Annotated in this window: 16 protein-coding genes and 1 other RNA gene; 10 read left to right on the top strand and 7 right to left on the bottom strand. The window is 58.2% G+C overall.

Translation table 11 applies throughout. From position 1 onward, the window contains the following. Positions 1-3: 3 nt before the first annotated feature. Positions 4-516: a DinB family protein gene (locus tag EDB95_RS25055; protein WP_133999084.1), complete on the top strand. Its 513-nt coding sequence runs from the start codon at positions 4-6 to the stop codon at positions 514-516. Between the two features lie 80 nt (positions 517-596). Here the strand turns inward: EDB95_RS25055 and EDB95_RS25050 are convergent, their stop codons facing one another. Both EDB95_RS25050 and rnpB read right to left on the bottom strand, forming a co-directional pair. Beyond that, positions 597-1019, bottom strand: a complete 423-nt coding sequence (locus EDB95_RS25050; protein WP_133999081.1) for a hypothetical protein — start codon at positions 1017-1019, stop codon at positions 597-599. Between the two features lie 86 nt (positions 1020-1105). After that, positions 1106-1493, bottom strand: an RNA gene (rnpB, locus tag EDB95_RS25045) — RNase P RNA component class A. 69 nt (positions 1494-1562) lie between these two features. Here rnpB and EDB95_RS25040 point away from each other — a divergent pair. Then, entirely contained in the window at positions 1563-2399 is an 837-nt protein-coding gene (locus EDB95_RS25040; protein WP_133999079.1) for a hypothetical protein, read from the top strand. A gap of 71 nt (positions 2400-2470) precedes the next feature. Beyond that, positions 2471-4183, top strand: a complete 1713-nt coding sequence (locus EDB95_RS25035) for an amidohydrolase (RefSeq protein ID WP_133999076.1) — start codon at positions 2471-2473, stop codon at positions 4181-4183. Here EDB95_RS25035 and EDB95_RS25030 read toward each other — a convergent pair. Next, positions 4180-5067 carry a hypothetical protein gene (locus EDB95_RS25030; protein WP_133999073.1) on the bottom strand — a complete coding sequence of 296 codons (888 nt, stop codon included), beginning with the start codon at positions 5065-5067 and terminating at the stop codon, positions 4180-4182. The genes EDB95_RS25035 and EDB95_RS25030 overlap by 4 nt on opposite strands. Positions 5068-5202: 135 nt before the next feature. On the opposite strand from EDB95_RS25030, the gene EDB95_RS25025 reads away from it, so the two are divergent. Together EDB95_RS25025 and EDB95_RS25020 are read left to right on the top strand one after the other, a co-directional pair. Continuing rightward, a complete protein-coding gene (locus EDB95_RS25025; RefSeq protein ID WP_133999070.1) occupies positions 5203-7848 on the top strand; it encodes a DUF5686 family protein in 2646 nt (881 codons plus the stop codon). A 53-nt stretch (positions 7849-7901) separates the two neighbouring features. Continuing rightward, entirely contained in the window at positions 7902-9116 is a 1215-nt protein-coding gene (locus tag EDB95_RS25020) for a serpin family protein (protein WP_162852783.1), read from the top strand. On the opposite strand, the gene EDB95_RS25015 is transcribed toward EDB95_RS25020, so the two are convergent. Beyond that, positions 9113-9748, bottom strand: a complete 636-nt coding sequence (locus EDB95_RS25015; protein ID WP_133999064.1) for a MarR family winged helix-turn-helix transcriptional regulator — start codon at positions 9746-9748, stop codon at positions 9113-9115. The genes EDB95_RS25020 and EDB95_RS25015 overlap by 4 nt on opposite strands. Before the next feature lie 99 nt (positions 9749-9847). Between EDB95_RS25015 and EDB95_RS25010 the strand changes: the two genes are divergently transcribed. The 4 genes from EDB95_RS25010 to EDB95_RS24995 are packed head-to-tail and all read left to right on the top strand — an operon-like array spanning position 9848 to position 12747. Next, positions 9848-10315 (top strand): hypothetical protein, encoded by a 468-nt coding sequence (locus tag EDB95_RS25010; protein WP_133999061.1) that lies wholly within the window; start codon positions 9848-9850, stop codon positions 10313-10315. Between the two features lie 11 nt (positions 10316-10326). Continuing rightward, a complete protein-coding gene (locus tag EDB95_RS25005) occupies positions 10327-10959 on the top strand; it encodes an NAD(P)-dependent oxidoreductase (RefSeq protein WP_133999058.1) in 633 nt (210 codons plus the stop codon). A gap of 14 nt (positions 10960-10973) precedes the next feature. After that, positions 10974-12479, top strand: coding sequence for a hypothetical protein (locus EDB95_RS25000; RefSeq protein WP_133999055.1), 1506 nt, complete (start codon positions 10974-10976; stop codon positions 12477-12479). 46 nt (positions 12480-12525) lie between these two features. After that, positions 12526-12747 (top strand): hypothetical protein, encoded by a 222-nt coding sequence (locus tag EDB95_RS24995; RefSeq protein WP_133999052.1) that lies wholly within the window; start codon positions 12526-12528, stop codon positions 12745-12747. Between the two features lie 123 nt (positions 12748-12870). Here the strand turns inward: EDB95_RS24995 and EDB95_RS24990 are convergent, their stop codons facing one another. Continuing rightward, positions 12871-13905 carry a glycoside hydrolase family 53 protein gene (locus EDB95_RS24990; RefSeq protein WP_133999049.1) on the bottom strand — a complete coding sequence of 345 codons (1035 nt, stop codon included), beginning with the start codon at positions 13903-13905 and terminating at the stop codon, positions 12871-12873. A 114-nt stretch (positions 13906-14019) separates the two neighbouring features. Then, the gene (galA, locus tag EDB95_RS24985; RefSeq protein WP_133999046.1) at positions 14020-16593 is read right to left on the bottom strand and encodes a beta-galactosidase GalA; all 2574 of its coding nucleotides are present in this window, start codon (positions 16591-16593) and stop codon (positions 14020-14022) included. Positions 16594-16748: 155 nt separating this feature from the next. Here galA and EDB95_RS24980 point away from each other — a divergent pair, with 155 nt between their 5' ends. After that, a complete protein-coding gene (locus EDB95_RS24980; protein ID WP_211352210.1) occupies positions 16749-21044 on the top strand; it encodes a hybrid sensor histidine kinase/response regulator transcription factor in 4296 nt (1431 codons plus the stop codon). On the opposite strand, the gene EDB95_RS24975 is transcribed toward EDB95_RS24980, so the two are convergent. Further along, complete coding sequence (locus tag EDB95_RS24975) at positions 21039-21710, bottom strand: arylesterase (RefSeq protein WP_133999040.1); 672 nt, start codon at positions 21708-21710, stop codon at positions 21039-21041. The genes EDB95_RS24980 and EDB95_RS24975 overlap by 6 nt on opposite strands. Positions 21711-21713: the final 3 nt, after the last annotated feature.

The raw sequence follows: 21713 nt of genomic DNA, 5'->3' as shown, positions 1-21713 counted from the left end.
GCTATGGCAAGACCCGAAAATGTACTGCTCCCTTACAAGAACTACGTCGACCTCGTAGACGAAAACGATATTTTCCTGGCACTGGAGCACAACCTGGCGGAGATCAAGGAACTCCTTGGCGCGATCCATTCCTCCAAACTGGGGTATGCCTACGCCCCGGGCAAGTGGACCGTGGCCCAACTGCTCCAGCACGTCATCGACGCGGAGCGGATATTCGATTACCGGGCCCTGCGCATCGCCCGCGGCGACAAAACGCCGCTTCCGAACTGGGAAGAAGACGACTATGCCCGGATGGCGCCCGCGGACCATCGCACCCTGGCCGACCTTTCCGAGGAAATCCTAAGTGTGCGGAAGGCCAGCACGCTGCTGCTGTACAGTTTTACCGACGATTGCTGGGAACGCACGGGTACCACCAGCGGGAAGCAGGTGGATGTGCTGACCATCGCGTTTTTGATCGTCGGGCATATGCGGCACCACATAAAGATTTTGCGGGAGCGGTACGAGATACAGCCGTGAGGCAGCCCGTTAGGGCTGCTCGTCGCATAAAAAGGCCGACCCTTTCCGGGGCCGGCTTTTTTGCGTTTATCGCGGCGGACCTATTCCTGATTGGACGGCGTCAGCACAACCTTCACCCACACAGCCCCCGGCGTAGCCGCGGGGACGGTCCCGGATGGAGACTGTGCATAGATGCTCAGGTACCCTACCCCATACACATAGCTATAGGAATAGCCGTTGTAGAGCTCGGGGATGGCCTCAAACTGGATGTCCGATGAGCTGGAGGTGTTGTAATTGTACGAAATCGCCACCGAGACGTTGTCGGTGAGGTTGACCGAGTTGGTGATCTCTGGCATGCTGATGCTGATGGTCCAGGCGTCGCCCGACTGATCCACCTTCCAGGAGGTGCTGTCCGCCTGGGCGATGATGGTCGTGCTGGGTGTGGTGTAATAGTTTTTCTTGGTACAGCTCGTCGCAGCCGCTGCCACTGTCAGGCAGGATACCCACAGGAGTGTCTTCATCATTGAGGTAGTCGTTTAGGAGTTATTCAATCAGTAATCAGTACAATATTACAACATTTAAGGGAGAGGGCGTCCTATGGACGCCCCCAAGTGTTTGCAAGCCTGTAAGCCGGATTCTGTACCCCCGGAGGGGCTGCCATCATTTATCTGGGAACGCCCTTGCGGACGCCCTCTAGCTGCCTACCCCTGCACCCGTTCCCCGTTGCCGGGAAAACTCGGGCGGGCCGCCCTTCAAGGCACATATACGTGGCATTTCAGCATCCAAGGTTTACCCCGCCCCTGCATTACTGCAAACGGCGCGTGGGCTCTTACCCCACGTTTTCACCATCACCCCCGCCCTCGCGGACGCGGGCTGTCATTCTCTGTGGCACTGTCTGTCTCCTGCTCAAGGGAGCCCGGCTGTTCACCGGTGGATTGCCCTGCGCTGTCCGGACTTTCCTTTCCCGCTGACGCGGAAACGATGGCACGGCTCGCGGAGCGAAGGTACGCATTTTATGGCTGAGCCCGCCCGGCTGGCACTGGGTCATTTTTTGTATTTTCGTCCCCATGAAAACCTTGTTACCTCTTTTGCTGGCAGGAATGCTCGGAAGCGCTTCGGCCAACGCCCAGGATTCCGTATCCTTTACAATCCGTTTCCTGCCCCAGACCGTCTATACCGAGACGATCAACCAGCGTTATGACATGCATATAGACTTCGACAGCAGCAGCCAGGAGATACAGGACAAGATCAAGGAAAGCGGCGCACCCGTATCCTCGCGACAACTGTCTTCTCGGCTCGGCTGTACGATCACCACGGCCAGGCCTGGCCCTACCGGTCATATCCCCGTCGTGATGGATATCACCGATACGGATTCGCTGACCCACCGTTTATTGGGTCTCAAGGCCTATGGCAAGTTGATTCCCGACGGTCTGCCGCAATATGATTCGGTTGAGTGTCCCAATGGGGATACAGCCATGCGGTCGTCGTTTTTAAAAATGGCCAATACCCTTTCCACCCAAATCCCTCTGCCCAATGCCAAACTGGCCATAGGGGGCTCTTATACCCAGGTCGTACCCATAAAAATTCCCATCGGACCGATGGCGGCAGGGATCAACGAGAAGATCACCTATACGCTAAAGAATGTCACCGGGGGCATCGCCCACTTTACATTGACCATCATGTTGGACATGAATGCGACTTCGGACGCGCTGCCATTTCCTATCCAGGGGGGTGGCGATGGGACAGGGACCATGGAGTATGACACCCTACAAAATTTCATTACCAATATGCGCATGGATTACGATATGCGCGTCCGTGTCGCCCAGGAAGGCATGATCATGCATCTTGCCATCCATGCGGGCATGTTGACCACGGCCAGGATCAGCCCGGCCGGTGGGCGCTAAAAGCACGAGGCAAGGCTAACAGCTACCTAATCGGGGCCTAATATTCAAGGGGTACCTATGTCTCCAAAAACATGAGGAATATTCTTGTCGTGTTTGCGGCCTTCCTGGTAGCGGGCATTCTTGCCGCGCAGGGCGCGCGGGCCCAGCAGGCGACCGCCCTGGCGGCAGCGGGCGTACAGCCCCAGCAAGCGGATCTTATCCTGACCAACGGCAACGTGATCACGCTCCGCGCCAAAGGCGACCGGGCGCAAGCGATCGCGATCAAGGGCGCGACCATCCTCGCCGTCGGCGACACGACGGCCATCAAGACGTTCGAGGGCCCGGGCACCAAGGTCATCGACCTGCACGGCCAGACAGTGGTCCCTGGTTTCAACGACGTACACCAACACCCCGCGCCGGTCTATACCTGGGACAAGCCTTATGCCTCACTGGAGCTGGATACGGTGTCGTCTATGCGCAGTTTGATCGGCCTGCTCCGGCGGAAGGCGGCGGTCACGCCCAAAGGGATGATCATCCGGGGGGTGGGTTATAACGAAATAAAGCTGGGCGCCCAGCCCATCCGGGACAGCCTGGACCTGGCGACCACCGAGCATCCGGTGATCCTCAGCCAGGCCAGCGGGCATGTGTCGGCGGTGAATTCCTACCTGTTGCGTCTGAACCATATCGGGAAGGAGACGAAGGACCCGCCGGGCGGGGCGCTGGAGCGCTTCCCGGACGGGGAACCCGACGGGATCATCAAGGAGTCGGCGCGGGGTCTCCTGACGGCCAAGGGCGCGCCGGTGCCGGAACCCACGCGGGAGGAAGAACTGGACGGCTACCGGCTGTATTTTCACCGGCTGCTGGCGAGTGGTATCACCAGCCTGGGGGATTGCTGGACAACCCCGGGCAAAGTAAAAATCTACCAGACGCTGGTGGCGGAGCACTTCCCCCTCCGGTTTAATTGTTATATCGGCGTCGACTTTTTAGACGACGTGTTGAGCGGGAAGATCCCGCGGCTGCAAACCGATTTTCTCCGGATCGAAGGCATCAAGATTTTCCACGGCAACTCCCTCAGCGGAAAAACCTGCTGGCTATACGAACCTTATGATACCCTGGATCCGGCCACCGGGAAAAAAGACTACTTCGGGATTCCGCCGGCCCGCTCCCAAAAAGCCCTGGACAGCCTGGTGTTGAAGATCCACCGGGCGGGGTTGCAGATCGCCTGTCACTCCAACGGGGACAGGGAAATCGACATGGTGCTGGCGGCGTTTGAATACGCGCAAAGACGCTATCCCCGGGTGGATGTACGGCACCGGATCGAACATTGCAGCATCACCAATGAGGAAATCCTCGACCGGCTGGCAGCCGACAGTGTCATCCCTGTTTTCCACAGCTATGCCAACGAATTGGGCGATCAGCTGCGGGTCTATGGGGCCAAACGGCTGTCCATGATGATGCCTACGCAGTCGGCTATTGACAAGGGCATTCCCTGGGCCATGCATTCGGACTACCCCGTGTCCCGGTATGAACCCATGTACCGGCTGGACGGGGCGGTCAACCGGGTGGCGCCGTCCGGCGTCGTCTTAGGGGCCAACCAGCGCATCGGTGCCGAGGACGCGATCTATGCCTATTGCGCAGGGGGTGCGTATACCACCCATGAGGAAAGTAAAAAGGGAAAGATCATCCCCGGACAGTTCGCGGATTTGGTCGTGCTCGATGCGGACCCGACAACGGTAGAGCCCTCGGCTATCCGGGGGATCAAAGTGGAAATGACCCTTGTCGGGGGACAGGTGGTGTACCCTTAGGCCTGCGGTGCACTTTCCGCCTGCGGATCTTCCGCGGTCCGCGTCCCTGCCAGCGCATACGGCGCTTCCACGCCCTCCGGCAGGCCGGGGCGGATCATCACCGACGCGAACCCGACGAAGAAAAACGCGATGACCGGGGCGGGAATAAGGTATTCGACCACGACCGTGGCAAAGCCCGGCGTTTCCGGTGTGTGGACAGACGCCAGGCTTAGCAATGACATCGTTTGTTCGATCGTCCAGATCATCCGGCTGGACACCACCTCCAGCAGCCAGATGCCGGCCAGGGCATACAACCAGCGATTGGCGCGCCAGCGGGGGCTTTGGGGAAAAAGGCGGTTTTTCAGGACCGCAGCCATGATCAAGGGGGGCAGGTACAACCTAAGTTCCAAAAAAAGCCAGTTCAGCAGCGAGCTGTTTGAATATCGCGTATTCGTGATCCCTTCCAAGGCATCCCTTAGCGTGACCAATAGATAGTCCATCACGCCCAAGCCAGCACCCACGCCCAGGATGATCCAAAAATCCTTGTCGTTGATCCTGCGGATAAACGCGCCCCACCGGGCGGAACCCGACGGCAATGCCTCGTTGGAAGAAGCCAAACGGTACCACCCGATGGCAAAAAAGGCAACGCAAACAATCCAGGCCGTACGGCTTAGATCGACGCAGGAATAGACGGCTTCGCCACCACGGGGGGAATAAAAAACGAAAAAAACGTCGAGTAAGCCGTACGGTCTTTGTCCCAATGGCGTCTTCAGGTAAAAGGCGCCGGCCGCGATGATGGTGAGCAGGCTAAATAAGAACGCCACCGTAAAGGTCGGGAGGGCCCATTTCCGGTACCCTTCCACGGTGTCGCTGACGATCGATTTGATGTAGTTTCCAAAGTTCATAGATCTACAATTTATCAAAAGTTTATGGAACTGCTTTTGCTGAAGCTATGGAGGCACAGTATCTTGCAGCGGCGGCCGGCCAATAGGTGGCGGGACCCGTGATAACCCTGCGCGTCTTGCTGTTGAACGACCGATATGAGCGATATTAGGACCCTGATTGCATTGATTTTCACTAGTTTATGCCTGAGCACCTACGGGCAGGTCCGGGTCGTCTCCGGCGTTGTTGTGGATTCAACGACAAAGGCCCCCTTACCAAATGTCAGCATCAAGGCCGTCAAAGGGTCAAAGGGTACCCTGACCGATTCAGCCGGACAATTCAGCCTCGCAGTGGACGACGGCACCCGGCAAATTATCATTTCCTCCCTTGGGTATTCCGACCGGCTCCTCCGGCTGACCTCCGCCCCGGAACAGCACTTTACCGTCCGGATGGGCACGGCCTACAAAAGCATGGGGGAGGTTGTTGTCAAGTGGAAAAAAAGCAAATACCGCAACAAGAACAACCCCGCCGTTGAACTGATCCGGGAGGTCATCGACCACAAAGATTCCAACCAGGTGAAGGGGTATCCCTACGCCACCTACCGGGAATACGAGCGGATGCAGGTGTCGATGGACAACATCCCGAAGTTCATCCAGAATTCGAAGTTGTTGAAACAATTCCACTTCCTGTTCGAAAACGTGGATACGGTCAAGTACCCGGGCAAGCGGCTGATCCCGATCTATCTTTCGGAAACCCTTTCGGACAACTATTTCCGCCGCCAACCGGAGAAAAAGAAGACCATCATCGTCGGGCAGAAAAGCATCAATTTCGGCGAGTACATCGACATGAAAGGCATCAGTAACATCCTGACGCGCATGTACGAGCCGATCAACATCTACGACAACAATATTTCCCTTTTTACCACCCAGTTCCTAAGCCCGGTGGCCGGGTCCGCCCCGACTTTCTATATGTATTTTATCCAGGACACGATCATGGAGGAGGGCATCCGTTTGGTTCGCCTGAACTTCCTGCCCCGTAACCCGGATGACCTGTTGTTTAAGGGAACCCTTTTTGTGACCCTGGACGGCCGCTATGCCATCAAAAAGGCGACGCTGGAGGTCAGTAAACACGTCAACCTGAACTATGTCCGCGGCTTTAGGGCCACCCAGGGCTTTTCCAGGGATACCTCGGGCCGTTATTTCCTGACCTCTTCCGACATGATTGCCGACTTCGGGATCACCAACAACGGGGTTGGGGCGTTTGGGGAAAGGGCCTTTTCTTATTCGAACTACCGGTCCAGCGATCGCCTCCCCGATTCTCTTTTCAAGGGTCCGTCGGTGGTCGTGTCTGCCACGCCGGGGACGGTGGTCAATCCGGGTACCGGCGCCGTTGCCGGGGCTAAGGAACTGCGTGACGGATCGGCCCGGGTCAGCGACCTCGGCGGGGGTACATCCATCCCTGTGGGTGCGGCCGTGCTGAGTGATAGTGAGTGGGCCGCCAGCCGGACCATACCGCTGACCAATGCCGAGCTGAGGGCGTATTCCAACATCGACAGCCTGACCGGGATGAAGTCCTACAAAAGGATCATGGACTACGCCACCCTCCTGGTCGCGGGGTATAAACAAGCCGGCCCCTTCGAGGTCGGTCCCTTTGCCACCTTTTATACGTTCAACCCCGTGGAAGGCTTCAAACCCCGTTTTGGCGGCAGGAGCACGACCCGTTTGAGCAAACGGTACTATGTGGAGTCTTATGTTGCCTACGGCACCAAGGATGATAAATGGAAGTATTATTTCGGGGGCACCTATTCGATCAACCACCAGTCGATCTACAAATATCCCCTGAACTATGTCACCGCCAACTTCCAGCGGGACACCCGGACACCGGGTCAAATGGATGGTTTTAACCAGGAAAGCAGCTATTCCTCGCTGAAGCGGGGAGACAATACCAAATGGTTGTACAACGACATCTTTAAGGTCGACTACGTACACGAGTTCGGGGACCATTTATCCTACGACCTCGGTTTCCGGTACTGGCAACAACACCCCGGGGGCTCCATCGCCTACGTGTATGAACTGAATCCGAATGAATACGACTCCGTTCAATCGGTGACCACGACCGAGCTCAACCTGACGCTCCGGTGGGCGCCGCATGAAGAATATTATCAGGGCAAAGTAGGACGCGTCTCCGTCGCCAACCGGTATCCCATCATCACCCTCCGCTACGCCCACGGTTTCCAGGGGTTGATGAACGGGCAATACAACTACGACGCCCTGCACCTCAACGTATACAAACGCGTCTACATGTCCCCCATCGGGTATTCGGACGTCACGTTTGACGCGGGGTGGACGGGCGGAAAACTTCCTTTTCCCCTGCTCACCATCCACACGGCCAATCAGGGCTACGCGTATTACATCGACCAGTACAACCTGATGAATTTCGAGGAATTCGTCTCCGATCACTATGCAGGCGTGGACATCGACCACTACTTCAACGGGTTCTTCTTTAACAAGATCCCCCTGCTGAAATGGCTAAAGCTCCGCGAGGTGATTGCGGGCAAGATCCTTTTCGGGGGCGTGCGGGACGAAAACAATCCCGCCATTACCGCGGATCAGATGAAATTCCCCACGACCAACGGGGTAACGTCTACGTATACCCTCAACAACGGCCCCTATATCGAAGTCAGCGCGGGGGTCACCAACATCTTCAAACTGGTCCGCATCGATTTCGTCAAACGCCTGACCTACCTCAACCACCCCGACATCGCGACCTGGGGGATCCGGGCGAGGGTCAAGTTCGATTTTTAAGGGGCGGATGCAACGGTTGGGCGGCGACCGCCGTCATATTCCAAACCTCGTCTATGAAACGTTTGCTCCTGGCCCTCCTGGTCCTGTCGGCTTGCCGTAAGGGGACTACCCCTACCCCGGATATTACCCATGACATCACGCTGCCCGCTTCGGGGACCGCCGTGGTGGCGGCGGAAAATCAATTTTCGCTGGCACTTTTTCAGGCGGTGAACCTGCAGGATACGGTGCTGAAGAACAAGATCATTTCGCCTTTTAGCGTGTACATGGCGCTGGGGATGGCGGACAACGGGGCTGCGGGGACGACCCTGGATTCCATCAACAAGGCGCTGGCGCTGGGGGCGCTGTCGACCGGCGACCTGAACGGGACGGCGTCGGCCCTGATCCAGCAGTTGCCGGGGGCGGACAATCATGTCACCCTATCGGTGGCGAATTCGGAGTGGTACAACCAGCAAAACACGCCGATGGCTTCTTTTTCCCAATTACTACAAAACGACTACAATGCAAAGGTGGCGGGGCTGGATTTTAGCAATCCGTCTTCGGTGACAACCATCAATCAATGGGTGGCCAACCAGACCCAGCAAATGATTCCCCAAATATTGAACAGCATCGAGCCAACCGAAATCATGTTTCTGGTGAATGCCGTTTATTTTAAGGGCGAATGGACGACCTCGTTTGACGCGGGGCTTACCCAGCCGGCTCCGTTTACACGCGGCGATGGTGTGGTGGAAAACGTTCAGACGATGCGGTTGCAGAGCCCGGTCCCGATCCAGTTTTTGATCACCGATACCGTGACGATGGTGGAGTTGCCCTATGGAGGGAAGCAGTTTGTCATGGACATCATGATGCCCGCGGGGGACATCAGGTCCTTTGCCGCGGGGCTTACGCCAGCGTTGCTGACGGGATGGATCAGCCGGATGATCACCTCGCAGGCCAATCTGACGATGCCGCGCTTCAAGTTTGACTATAACGTATCCATGCAACCCGCGCTAACCAGCCTGGGGATGGGGATTGCCTTTGGCCATGCGGCCGATTTCTCGAATATGTATACGATACCGGTGTTTCTCAGCAGGGTCATCCACCAGGCGGCCATCGAGGTGGACGAGAGCGGCACAAAGGCCGCGGCGGCAACGGTGGTGGGTATCGGAACAAGCGTAGCCGTGCCCACGAACAACATCAAACTGAACCGGGCTTTCCTCTTTACGATCCGGGAAAAGACGAGCGGGGTGGTGTTGTTTACAGGGATCCTGAATGATCCGCTGAGCGACTAAGCCAGCTCTTTGTACACCTCGTCGAAGGGACGACCCTTGTCCTGGACCCAGCGGGCGGCGAGTTTGATTTCCATGTTGCGCAGGAGCTGTATGCAGAGCTGCTGGTCTTCCGTGGGCATGTCTTTGGTCATCATACGGGCCATTTTTTCCAAACGGGCGGCGGCGCGGTCGATGACCGCCAGACCGGCGGGGGTCAGCCGCAACCGTTTGGAGCGTTTGTCTTCCTTGTCGGCGGTTTCGCTGATGTAGCCTCTTTGCCGGAGGCGGTTGAGCATATCGGTGCCGCTGGACAACTCCATCAGGTTCGTATAAATCACTTCGGTTTTGCGGGGGGTCTTGAGCTGGTAGATGCTTAGGAGCATGCCCATCTCTTCGAGTTGGTGCAACCCCGTTCCTTCCAGGGCCGCGCTTCCATAAGCGGCGTTGATCTTGTGTATGCGTCCCATCAGCTTTAACAGCACGGCGTTGGGCACGGCGGGGATCACCCCGGCCATCATCTCACCTGTCTGGCGGCCCTCGCGTTGGTGGATCAGGGTATACCGGCAAAAATCTTCTATACTTCCGTCGGGGTAACGGGCCTCGAATTGGGCCCAAAGGTTGACCAGTTCTACGGTTTTGTTTGGCAGGTGCATTTATTACGTTTTCGTAGTAAAAATATAATTTCTACTTCGGTTTGCAAAACATTCGTTTTCGATATACATTTGTCATATCAACTACGAAAACGTAATAATATGAGCTCCGTTTTGTATTCTACTTTCCTGACCCTGCATATCGCGGGCTTTACCCTTTTAGGGGGGATCCTTCTGGCGGATTTCGTCGCTTTCTCCCGTTTTTGGAAAGTCTGGGACCGGGATCCCGCCCAGGCCCTGCTTACCCGCCAGATCACGGCGGGATTCCCGCCGCTTATTCGTATCGGCGCGGCGGTGTTGATCCTCGCCGGGATCGGGATGATGGCACTGACACATGGGATCTTCGGGGAACAAACCTGGTTTCGTATCAAAATTGTGTTGGTCGTCCTGATCATTATCACCGGGATTATCGGCGGACGGCTTCAGGGAGTGCAGCTAAAAAAACTGCTCGACGCCGACAGTACCGCTAAAACGCCTGCGGTGCTGCGGGCGCGTATCCGGTTTTTCCATATTGTGCAGATCACGCTTGTCATGGGGGTTTTTCTGCTGAGTGCTTTTCGCTTCAACTAAATCTTTTGTATATGCGTCTTCTTGTATTTGGCGCCACGGGCGCGACGGGCGGCCCGCTTACCCGGTACGCCCTGGAGGCCGGTCACTTTGTTACCGCCGTGGTGCGGAGACCGGAAAAAATAACGTTTAGTCACCCTTTGCTGCGGGTTGTACAGGGGGATGTACTGTTACCCGGTTCTTTTGCCGCTGAAGTCTATGACCAGGACGCGGTGATTGCCTGTCTGGGCGTCAACACGACAAAACCAACAACCTTTTACTCCAAAGGGGTCACGCACCTCCTCGATGCCATGCACCGGGCCGGTGTATCGCGGCTGATGGTCATGTCGGCCCTGGGGTTGGACATCGGACCGGAGATCAACCCGGTGCAACGGTTCCTTACCAAGTACGTCCTGCAGCGCATTCTCCGGCATCCTTTTGCAGACCTCCGGAAGATGGAAGATATCGTCAAGGCGAGCGACATGGAGTGGACCATCGTCCGGCCCCCCCGCCTGACCAACGGAAAACCAAAGGGGCACTACCGGGTGGCCATCGACCGTTTCCTCGCGCGCCCCATGGTCATTGCACGCGCGGACGTCGCCGGGTACATGCTGGGAAACGTAGACAATAGCACGACCTATAAACACACGGTAGAGATCGGGTATTGACCTACATTCGTGGCATGGAAATACGAGTCCGCGTCTCCTTGCTGCGCTCCCTGTATACGCTCCTCCCGGCCCTGGGTGGATTCGTCTTCACCTTCTGGTGTATCCACCGAAGCGGGGTGGGCGTAAGCCCGGACTCGATCGCCTACGTCAGCGGGGCCCACCAACTCGTACAGACGGGCCGGCTCCTGGATTATACGGGTCATCCGTTCGTGGACTTTCCTGCAGGGTATCCCCTGCTGCTCGCGCTGCTGATGCGGCTCACGCACGCGGACCCGCTGAACATCCTGCAATACCTGAACCCAAGTCTGTTTGCGTTATTGATCGGGCTTTGCGGATATATGGCGGGCAGGATGGGGTATCCGGAGCGGTGGCACAAGCCGCTGCTGGCTATTTGCGTCGCCCTTAGCCCTGCCTTGATCGAAGTGTATATCATGCTTTGGTCGGAGACGGTTTTTGTGTTGTTGACGGTGCTGTTTATGATCGCACTGCGGCGGTATCTTTATCGACATAGTCTTGCCGCGCTTTTAGTAGTCGCTTTGGTCTGCGCCCTTGCGTGTTTTTTCCGGTATGCAGGAGTGACGCTGGTGGCGACGGGCGGATTGCTGTTGCTCCTGGAGCGACGCCGCCATTGGGGGCATATTTTTCTTTTTGGCTTTTTGTCTGTCTCTCTGTTGGCCGTTAACCTCACGCGTAATTTTTTGGAGAGCGGGACCCTTACGGGCATGCGGCAAAAAGGGGTCACCCCTTTGCTGCGTAACCTGTATTACTATGGGGACACGTTTTCGGGTTGGTTCCTTTTCGGAACGACGCACTACCAGCTTTGCCTGATCATCGGGTTGGTGCTGCTGATCTTATTGGTTCTTTTATTTACCCGGGGGATCCCGCGGCTGAAGGGGGAATATCCTGCCTTTGTGAAGATCGGGCTTTCTTTTGCGGTGGTGTATTCGGTGTTCATGGTCCTGTCGGCTACGATTTCCCGGTACGAGGAGATCAACAGCCGGTTACTGTCGGCCCTGTATATCCCGCTTGTGCTAAGCCTTTCTTTTCCGCTGGCGTGGTTTTCCGGGCGGGCCTCCACCCGGTTTGCGCGTCGCTGCTGGCGGGTGGGTGGTCTTGGCATCCTGCTCCTGGTGCTGTCCAGCCAGCTTGTGGCGGATCACCAGTGGTATGCGGACATTGCCGAGGGCGGCATTGGCGGGTATACCGAGGACGACTGGGATGACAGCCCCCTGGTCAAGTTCCTTGAAGACAGGCCGTCTCCTTTCCTCCCCGGGTATACCTTGTATTCCAATTCACCGGAAGGTGTCTACTTTTTTGGCGGGTATAGCTGTCAGCTTTTGCCTCAAAAGGCTTTCCCCGGACCCATTGCGCAATACTATGCGACATCCCGTCAGTACCTGATCTGGTTTAACGATGGCACCAACGACGCCATACTGTCGCTTCATGATGTACTGACGCACAAACAGATGCGGTTAGTCCAACAGTTTGACGATGGAGCGGTATACGTGACCGCGCCTTAATGGGGCTCCGGTATGGTAATTGTGGCCATTTTCTAAACACCTTTTTATGACAACAGTAGCCTACCAATGGTCAGGTCCACGGACGCCACGGGATGACGACGACGATATATTCGACGACGACGAAAACATCACCGGGGACGAGGACCTTTACGACGACATCGAAAACGAAGAACCCGCCGATGAGGAAGACGTCATCGAAGAGCAGGAAAACATGGAAGCCGGCGTCCCGGACCTGGACGAGGACGACGAGCTGGGAGAGGGGGATTAAAGGATTTCCCAAGTCTCGGTCTGGGGGCCCGGCGGCCCCCACCCTGATCACTGCCCCAGGCGGCCCGTCGGAATCCTGGGGTCGCAGCGCCGGGCTGACCGATCCTTAAGGGTTATTTGTCTTTTAAAATGCGCTTAATGCCGCCGTTGGTTCCCCGTTGCTGCCAAAGGCGCCCAGGCCGTAGCCCTGCCAGTTGTTGTAGCACTCGGGTTCCCAATAAAATACACCCAGACCACCCGATACGGATTTGGTCTTGGCGATGATGTCTTTCAGAAAAGCCTCCGTTATGGTGGGCTGATCTTCTTCCATACCGACCTCGCAGATCATGACCTGTTTGCCATACCGCGATACCATATCCTGCATATTCGACAAACACTCTGCATCGAGGGTTGTGTAATTGGAGGTCGTGGGATACAGGGACATCCCGATGACATCCCAGGATGCGCCGTTGGACTTCAGACCGTCGAACAACCAGCGGAACGTGGTGTTGTCATAGCCGTTGGCAAGATGCACAATAACTTTACAGTTCGGGAAAACAGCCTTGGTGGCATTGTATCCGCAGTTCACCAGCCAGGCGAAATTTTTCATGTTCAGCGAGGCTTCCCCGTCGGGCCACAACATGCCGTTGGACACTTCGTTTCCGACCTGTACCCAGGTAGGGGTGATCCCCCCGGCCTTGAGCGTATCCAGCACCGCTAGCGTATAATTGTAGGTTTCATTCATGAGGCCGGTGAAATCCAAACCTGCCCAGGCAGCCGGTACGGTCTGATGTCCGGGGTCGGCCCACGTATCGCTGTAGTGGAAGTCGATCATGATGTTCATGCCGGCGGCTTTTGCCCGTTTTGCCTTGGCAAGGACGTCGGCGGTGTTGCACCAGCCCCCGGACGGATTGACCCATACCCGGAGCCGGATGGAATTGATGCCCAGACCGCCTAGGATCGCAAAAAGGTCTTCCTGCGTCCCGCTGCTGTTGTAGAATTTATAACCCGAGGCTTCCATTTGCGTCACCCAGCTCACGTCGGCCCCGTTGGCAAACGAAGAAGCCGAGGCGTCGGGGGTGTCGCTCGTGGTCGTGGTGGTCTTTGTACCGGAATTGTTTTTGGAACAGCTAAGGGCGCAAATAAGTACGAATAGACAGGCAATCGTTTGGCGGATCATACATTTTTGATTTCTGGTGGGAAAATTACGTGCATCTGTTGGGGAGGGGTTGCTCGGGTGTGCATTTTTTTGGTTCTAATGGACTTTTTGGCCGCCGGCCTTGGCGCCGCGGCCTTATGGCCCGGTCCGGATCGTCACTTCCGCGGGCTGCAGGCCGTCCGCTTCGGCGCGGACCGTTATCGTCGGACCGCTCGCCGCTGTCGACCCGCCCGCCGCCTGGAGGATGACCTGGCACTTGCCGTTGAACAAATGCCGTTGCCACCCCCCGGCGGGGTACTGGTCCGGCTCATGGCTGGTGGGGTCGCCGTTGCCGGCGCCGATAAAACGGGCGGGGGCTCCGTTCAGGGCAAAATGGATCAGGTTTTGGGCGTCGGGCACTTCCCGTCCCTGTTGATCCACCACATGGACGTTGACTACGAGGGCGTCCTTTCCATCCGCTGTTATAGCGTTTGTATCGGGTTCCAGGACAATCCGGTAGGGTGCGCCCGTGGTTTCGACGGCCGTTTTGAATTTTTGGGAGCCTTTATGAGCGATGGCCTCCAGCCGGCCGGGGGCAAAAGGCACCGTCCATTCGAGGTGGCCGTTGCGCGGCATGGCTTTCTCCCCCAGGCTTTTGCCGTTGAGCCGGAGCTCTACCTGGTCGGCGTTGCTGTTGACCCAGACCGCGATGGGCTGACCCTCCCTGCCCTTCCAGTTCCAATGCGGGGAGATATGAAGGACTTCCCGGTTGGTCCACCAGGACTGGTAATAATAATAGATGTTCTTTGGGAAACCGCAGTCGTCCATGAGCCCGAAGTGGGAGTGGATGACCGGCCAGGCAAAAGGCGTGGGCTCCCCCCGGTAGTCAAACCCCGTCCATACAAAACCGCCCATCCACCAGGGCTGAGCGGCGGCCAGGGTCCACCAGGTTTCCGCCCGGCTCGCCCACCAGGGCGCGCTGATGTCCTGGTCGGGGAGGTATCCCCGGGCGGAGTCGACGCGGAATGCCCCCGTCACCGGGTCCGGGTTATAAAAACCGCGGGTGGTCACCGTGCTTCCCATTTCGGTTCCGATGATGGGTTGTCCGGGGTGGTCCCTGTGGTAGTCCGCCACCGCAAACTGCCGGTAGTTGAATCCCCGGACCGGGATCACTTCGTTGACGCCCTGGTAAACGTCGGGCAGGTCGGCTGCATACGTACAGGTCCGCGTAGGATCCAGCAGCCTTTGCCGCTGGATCAGGGTCTCCGCGATACGCCGGCCCGTAGCCCGGGTTTGGATATGCCCTTCCTCGTTACCGATCGACCAAAGAAAAACACAGGCACGGCTGCGGTCGCGCCGGATCAGCCGCTCCCACTGGTCCAGGTACTCCGGGCTGCTGTTGAGCAAACGGTTTTCGTCAAGGACCAAAAGTCCCAGGCTGTCGCAGGCGTCCAGGAGCTCCGGGGTCGGGGCGGCGTGCGCCGTCCGGTAAGCGTTCACCCCCATGGCCTTGAGCAAACGGACGCGGTAGTACTGAAGGGCGTCGGGAACGGCGCTGCCCACACCCGCGTGGTCCTGGTGGCAGTCGACGCCTTTTATTTCCAGGTGTGTGCCGTTGAGAAAAAGTCCTTTCTCCGCATCCAGGCGGACTGTTTTGATGCCAAAGCGTTGGGTGGTGCTGTCGATGACTTTGCCGTCTTGCATGATCAGGACGGTGGCGCGGTATAAATAGGGGTCGTCGGGGGACCATAGGCGGGCAGTGGGCACCCGCGCAGTGGCCTGGGCAGTGGCCTGGGCCGTGGCCTGGGTTGCCGCAAGGCCTCCCGGGGCAAGCGCCACGGGCGTGTATACGGGGGCGCCTATGCGCCGGCCTTCGCGCGTGGTGAGGCAGGTAACGACGGTGCAGGTGTCGGTTACGAAACGGTTGCCGATGACGGTGGTTTCGACGTGAACGATGGCGACGGACGACGTCGGTGTGCCCGGCGCGGACACGGCCGTGGTTGCCAGGCCGCCGGGTGCGGGCGCGGCGGGCGGCTCCGCCACCTCCGCGTGGATAAAGAGCCCGTCCGACGGAATGTATACCGGCTGGTACGTATGCAACCATGCATGGCGATATATCCCCGCCCCCTCGTAAAACCAACCCTCGTATTGGGTGGCGTCGACGCGGACGACAAGGACGTTGTCGTGGTGGAAGTCCAGGTAGTCGGTGATGTCATACGATGCACCCAGGTAGCCGCTTTCGTTGCGCCCCAGGTAAAAACCGTTGATCCAGATCCTGGCGTCGCGAAAGATGCCGTCGAACTGGAGCACGAAACGGGCCCCGGAATCGGAGGCAGGGACCGCGAGGTGCCGGCGGTACCAGCCGATGCTGGTTTGCGGGAACCGGCCCCCAATGGGTTTGAAGCCGTGCGACGCCACGTCGAAGTTGTCGGAGGGCACAAAGGGCAGGGTTTCCGCCCAGTCATGGGGCAGCCGCACCGGGTCCCAGGCGCTATCGTTGAAGCGGGCGTCAATGGCGGTCCCGCCCGCTTTTCCGGACTTGGAAAAAATCGTCTCCAGGCCGTATCCGAAGTCCCGCGCCGGGTCGGACGCATCCCCGAGGTGAAAACGCCAGCCCTCATCTATGGAGACGGTCCTGTGGGTCAGGGTTTGTCCGTTCGCGGGAAAAACCCCTTTCGCCAGAAAAACAAAGGCGAGAAAGCAGAGCCTGCACAACCAGCAACGCAGCATATATGATAAATTGATCCGGCACCAAATTAGGTCTTACCCGCGCCTGGGGCTTTGCTTCGACGTTCATTTTTATGGTCCTGGCGTTCATTTTCTGCCGCGGGAACCCCTGTGGATGGGCAAAAGGATTAATTTCGGCTATGCGGTTTTGCCGAATTGTGAGGTTTCCATTGTGGGTCGCCTTTTTTTTGCCCGCCAGTTTTTTGCTTGCCGGGCGCTGTTTCGGGCAGGCACCCAGTTTGCCGTTCCGGCACATCGGGTACGAACAGGGTCTTTCCAACAGTACCATCGAATGCATATTCCAGGACAGTCATGGGTTTATATGGCTAGGCACCAGGGACGGCCTGAACCGCTATGACGGGAACGACATGACCGTCTACCGGAACAGGGCCGGGGATAACGGCAGCCTGAGTGACGACTATGTCCGTTGTATCACCGAGGACGCGGCGCACACGCTTTGGATCGGGACGTCCAATGGGCTCAACCGTTTCGATCCTTCCACCCAAACCTTTACCCGTTATCCCGCGGGCGCGATTAACGCACTGGCGGCGGACAGCTCCGGTGGCCTATGGGTGGGGACCGATGGGGGCGGGTTGTACTATGGGGGGAAGGGGCTGGTGCGGGTGCCCACTTTTGGGGCGCACATCAACGCGCTAAGCCTGCGTCCGGAGGGGACGCTTTGGATCGGCAGTGAGGTGGGGCTGAGCCGCATGGGCGTGGGCGGCAGCGCGATGGGGGCGGACGGCAGCGCGATAGGTACGGGCAGGAGCGCGATGGGTGCGGGCGGCGCTCCCCCTCGCGACGAAGTGATCCACGCCACCGGCGCCCCTTTACCGCCGGTTCTGGTCATCCGCGCGGACGCCTCCGGGGACCTCTGGCTGGGGACGGCGGAAGACGGCGTATGGGTGTACCATGTGCCGGCGGACGCCGGAAGACAATCGGCGGACGCCGGAAAGGCGAAAGCGAGTGCGGGAAAGGCAACAGCCGATGCCGGAGAGGCGACAGCGAACGCCGCGAACCTGGTGCGCTACCGCCACGAAGACAAAACCCCTTCGAGCCTCGGGGGGAATATGATCAAAAGCATCCTGGTGGACCGGGAGGGGCGTGCCTGGGTGGGTTGTATCAACGGGGGGCTGAATCTTTTCGAGGCGTCGACGGAACATTTTTTTCACTATCAAAACGATCCACTGGATGCGTCGAGCCTATCGCAACGGACGGTGTCGGCGATTTTCGAAGACAACCAGGGGAACCTTTGGGTGGGGACGCACCGGGGCGGCCTCAATGTATATATGCCGGGCGCGGCCAAGTTTAGAAAGTATCCTTCACGGGAGGGCGCGGCCGGGGGAACCACGGCGGACGGGCTTACGAACAGCGATGTCCGTGCATTTTTTGAAGACGCCAAAGGGGATATATGGATTGGCACGGACGGAGGCGGGTTGAATGTCTGGAGCCGGCGTGCGAACCGGTGGCAGGCGTACCGGTATAACCCTTACGATCCAAAGAGCCTGGGGTCGGATGCGGTCCTGGACGTGACGGAGGACAAAAGCGGGAGACGGTGGGTGTCGACCTGGGAGGGGGGGCTGAACCTTTTTCATCCGGAGACAGGGACCTTTACGCGTTACCTGCACCGGGAGGGGGACACGACCTCGATCAGCTCTAATTATGTACAAAAAACATTCGAGGACCGGAAGGGGCGGCTCTGGGTGGGGACGTATTTCGGGGGGTTGAACCTGTTGGATCCGGGCCGGGGAACCTTTCGCCGGGTCAGGGGGGACGAAGCGGGCGAGACACAGGTGCAGGGCAACAACGTCGTCTCCCTGGGGGAGGACGCCGGGGGGAACCTCTGGGCCGGTACGGACGACGGGGGCCTCAACCGCTGCGACCTGCGGACGGGGCGGTGGTCGCATTACTTCACGCACGAGGGAAAGATGCCGGACATCCGGGTCATTTTTACCGACCACCGGGGGCGGCTGTGGATCGGACGGTCGGGGCTTTTTTTGTATGACGCGGCAAAAGATACTTTTTCTTGCTATACGGACAAGGCGGGGCTTTCGCATGAGTTTATCAAGGGGATCATCGAAGACGGGCTGGGCAATTTCTGGATCAGCACGGGAGGCGGGCTGACCTGTTTCAACCCGGACACTTACGCGTTTACGCGATACAACCGGGGGGACGGGCTGCAGGGGTTGGAGTTCGAACCGGGCGCTTACCTGGAGACACGGGCGGGGGAAATGCTGTTTGGAGGCACCAATGGGTTTAACGCTTTTTTTCCAAGAGATATACAACGGAATCCTTACATTCCGCCGGTGTACATCACGGGCTTCCAGGTTGGCGGGCAACGGGTGGACGCGAAAGATACGCTGCGGCTGGGTTTCCGGGAATCTACCTTTTCCTTCACCTTTACAGCCCTGAACTATTCAGTCCCCGAAAACAACCAGTACGCGTATATGCTGGAAGGGTTTGACAAGGACTGGCACTATGTGGGCAACGAACACAAGGCGAATTATACCAACCTTGACCCAGGCACTTATGTCCTGCGGGTGAAGGCCTCCAACAACGACGGGGTTTGGAATGAACAGGGCGCCCGCGTATTGATCGTGATCGCGCCCCCGTTTTGGAAGACCTGGTGGTTTGCGGCCCTGGTAGCGCTGGCCGTTACGGGCGGCGCTTATACCTATTATCGTTTTAAACGCAGCCTGGAGCTGGCAAAATTGGAGGAAAAAAAGCGGGAGGAAATCCACCAGGTGCAGCTCCAGTTTTTTACCAATATCTCACACGAGTTGCGGACGCCGCTGACGCTGATCTTAGGCCAGGTGGAGAAGCTGTACAAGATGGAGGTCTCCCCCACCCTGACCCATTATTATGCCTCTATACGCCGGAATGCGACGCGGCTGATGGGGTTGATCAACGAGCTGATGGACTTCCGGAAACTGGAGACGGGGACCTTGTCACTTCACGTGATGCCGGGCCGTCTGGACCTTTTTCTGGATGAGATCGCGGACGAATTCAAGGATTGGGCCGCGGAAAAAAATATCCGTTTCAAGGTCGAAACGGGCCAGGCGGCCCCGGCCTGGTTTGATCGCCAGGTTCTCGAAAAGATCGTCCTCAACCTCTTGCACAACGCCTTCAAGTATACGGACGCCGGCGGGGAAATCACGCTGAAGGCGCTTCCCGGCCTGGACGGTTTTACGCCTTCTTTTGCCCACGAGCTCGTGCTCCGGAGCGACCGCCGCGCCAAACGCTACCAGTATATCCGCGTGGCGGACACCGGTATCGGCATCTCGAAAGAGTCCATCGCGCACCTCTTCGAACGCTACTACCGCATTTCCGAATCCCACCTGGGGTCGGGCGTGGGGCTGGCATTTGTCCGAAGCCTAACACAACTGCATAAGGGAGACATTTTCGTCTATAGCGAGCGCTATAAGGGTACGGAGATTATTGTGGGTATTCCGTCAGAGGAAGAGGAATACACGGCTGCAGAGCGCTGGGCGGTTGGGCTGCCCGCGGGCAGGGTGCAGTTGGAGAGTATCCGCACGGCGGGGGTGGACCAGGAACTGGCGCCGCAGGCGGGAGTTGCGGCAGTGGGCGGTGCTGCTGCAGGCGGTGTTGCTGCAAGCGGCGCGGACGCGCCGGGCGAGGCGGCGGAGGGCGCGCTCCCACAAGACGCGGAGGGCACCCCCGGCGAAGAAGCGCCGCTGGTGCTCATCGTCGAAGACAACACCGAACTCCGCGACTTCCTGAAGGAAACCTTTGCCCCCTTCTACCGGGTGGACACCGCGGGGGATGGGGAAGAGGGCTGGGCGCGGATCAGGGAGGACGCCCCGGACCTGATCGTGAGCGACGTGATGATGCCCAAAATGGACGGGGTCGCGCTTTGCCGGCTTGTCAAGCAGGACTTGGGGACGAGCCACATTCCCTTCCTGATGCTGACGGCGAAGAATACGGGGAGCGCGCAGCTGGAGGGTGTGGAGTCGGGCGCGGACCACTACTTTACAAAACCCCTGAGCATGGACCTGTTACTGGCGACGGTCCGGAATATTTTCCAGCGCCAGCAAAAGTTGCGCGACCGCTACCAGCGGGACTACCAGGTGCAGGCCCGGGAGCTGGTGCATTCGCAAAAGGACAAGGCGTTTATGGACGCGCTCCTGGAAACTATCGAGGCGCAGTTGGTCAACCCCGACCTGGACGTGGAATACCTTTGCAGTCAACTGGGGATGAGCCGCACCCGCCTGTACCAAAAAATCAAACAAATCACGGGGCAGTCGATCGGCGAATTCGTGCGGACGATCCGTCTGAAACGCGCGGTGCACATCCTTCTCCACGAGGACGTACCTTTTACGGAGGTGATGTACCGGATCGGGATCCAGAGCCAGTCCTATTTTACAAAGGCGTTCAAAAAAGAGTTTGGGAAGACGCCGACGCAGTTTTTGCAGGACGTGAAGAAGGGGTCATAGCATGCCCTTGAGTACAGCCCATACATTATCCGCAACCATGCGCTCGCCTTCTACATTGGGATGTATCCCATCCCCTTGATTGAGGGTGGGAACGCCGCCAACGCCTTGCAGGAGGAAGGGCACCAACTGCGTATTGTTCTTGGCAGCGAGCGCCGGAAAGATCGCCTTGAAGTCCGCGGTATACTGCTGGCCGAGGTTGGGCGGCACCTGCATCCCGAGCAACAGGAAGCGGCAGTGGGGATACCGCAGGCGGACACTGTCGATGATGGCCTGGAGGTTGGTGCTCGTTTGGTCGACGGGGAGACCGCGGAGGCCGTCGTTGGCGCCGAGTTCCAGCACAAAAATATCCACGGGTTGCCGGAGGACCCAGCCGATCCGGCCGAGGCCGCCGGCGGAGGTCTCGCCGCTGTTGCCGGCGTTGACGGTTTTGTAGGGGAGGTGGAGGGCGTCTATCTTATTTTGCAAAAGAGATGGAAAAGCGTCTTTGGTCTCCGGGAGGCCGTAGCCGGCGGTGAGGCTGTTGCCGAAGAAAAGGATGGTCTTTCGGGTGTCCGGAGCAGCAGCAACGGTGTCGCGGGCGGGAGCGGTGGCGTCGCCGCCGCCGTGGCAATTGGACAACAAAAGCCCCGAGAGGAGAAGCGCGCAGACAAAAAAGAAGCGGGTCATAGC

The sequence above is a fragment of the Dinghuibacter silviterrae genome, from assembly GCF_004366355.1.
Taxonomy (GTDB): Bacteria; Bacteroidota; Bacteroidia; order Chitinophagales; family Chitinophagaceae; genus Dinghuibacter; species Dinghuibacter silviterrae.
Note: the sequence above shows the minus strand (reverse complement) of the source record. Positions and strands in the feature narration are given on the sequence as shown.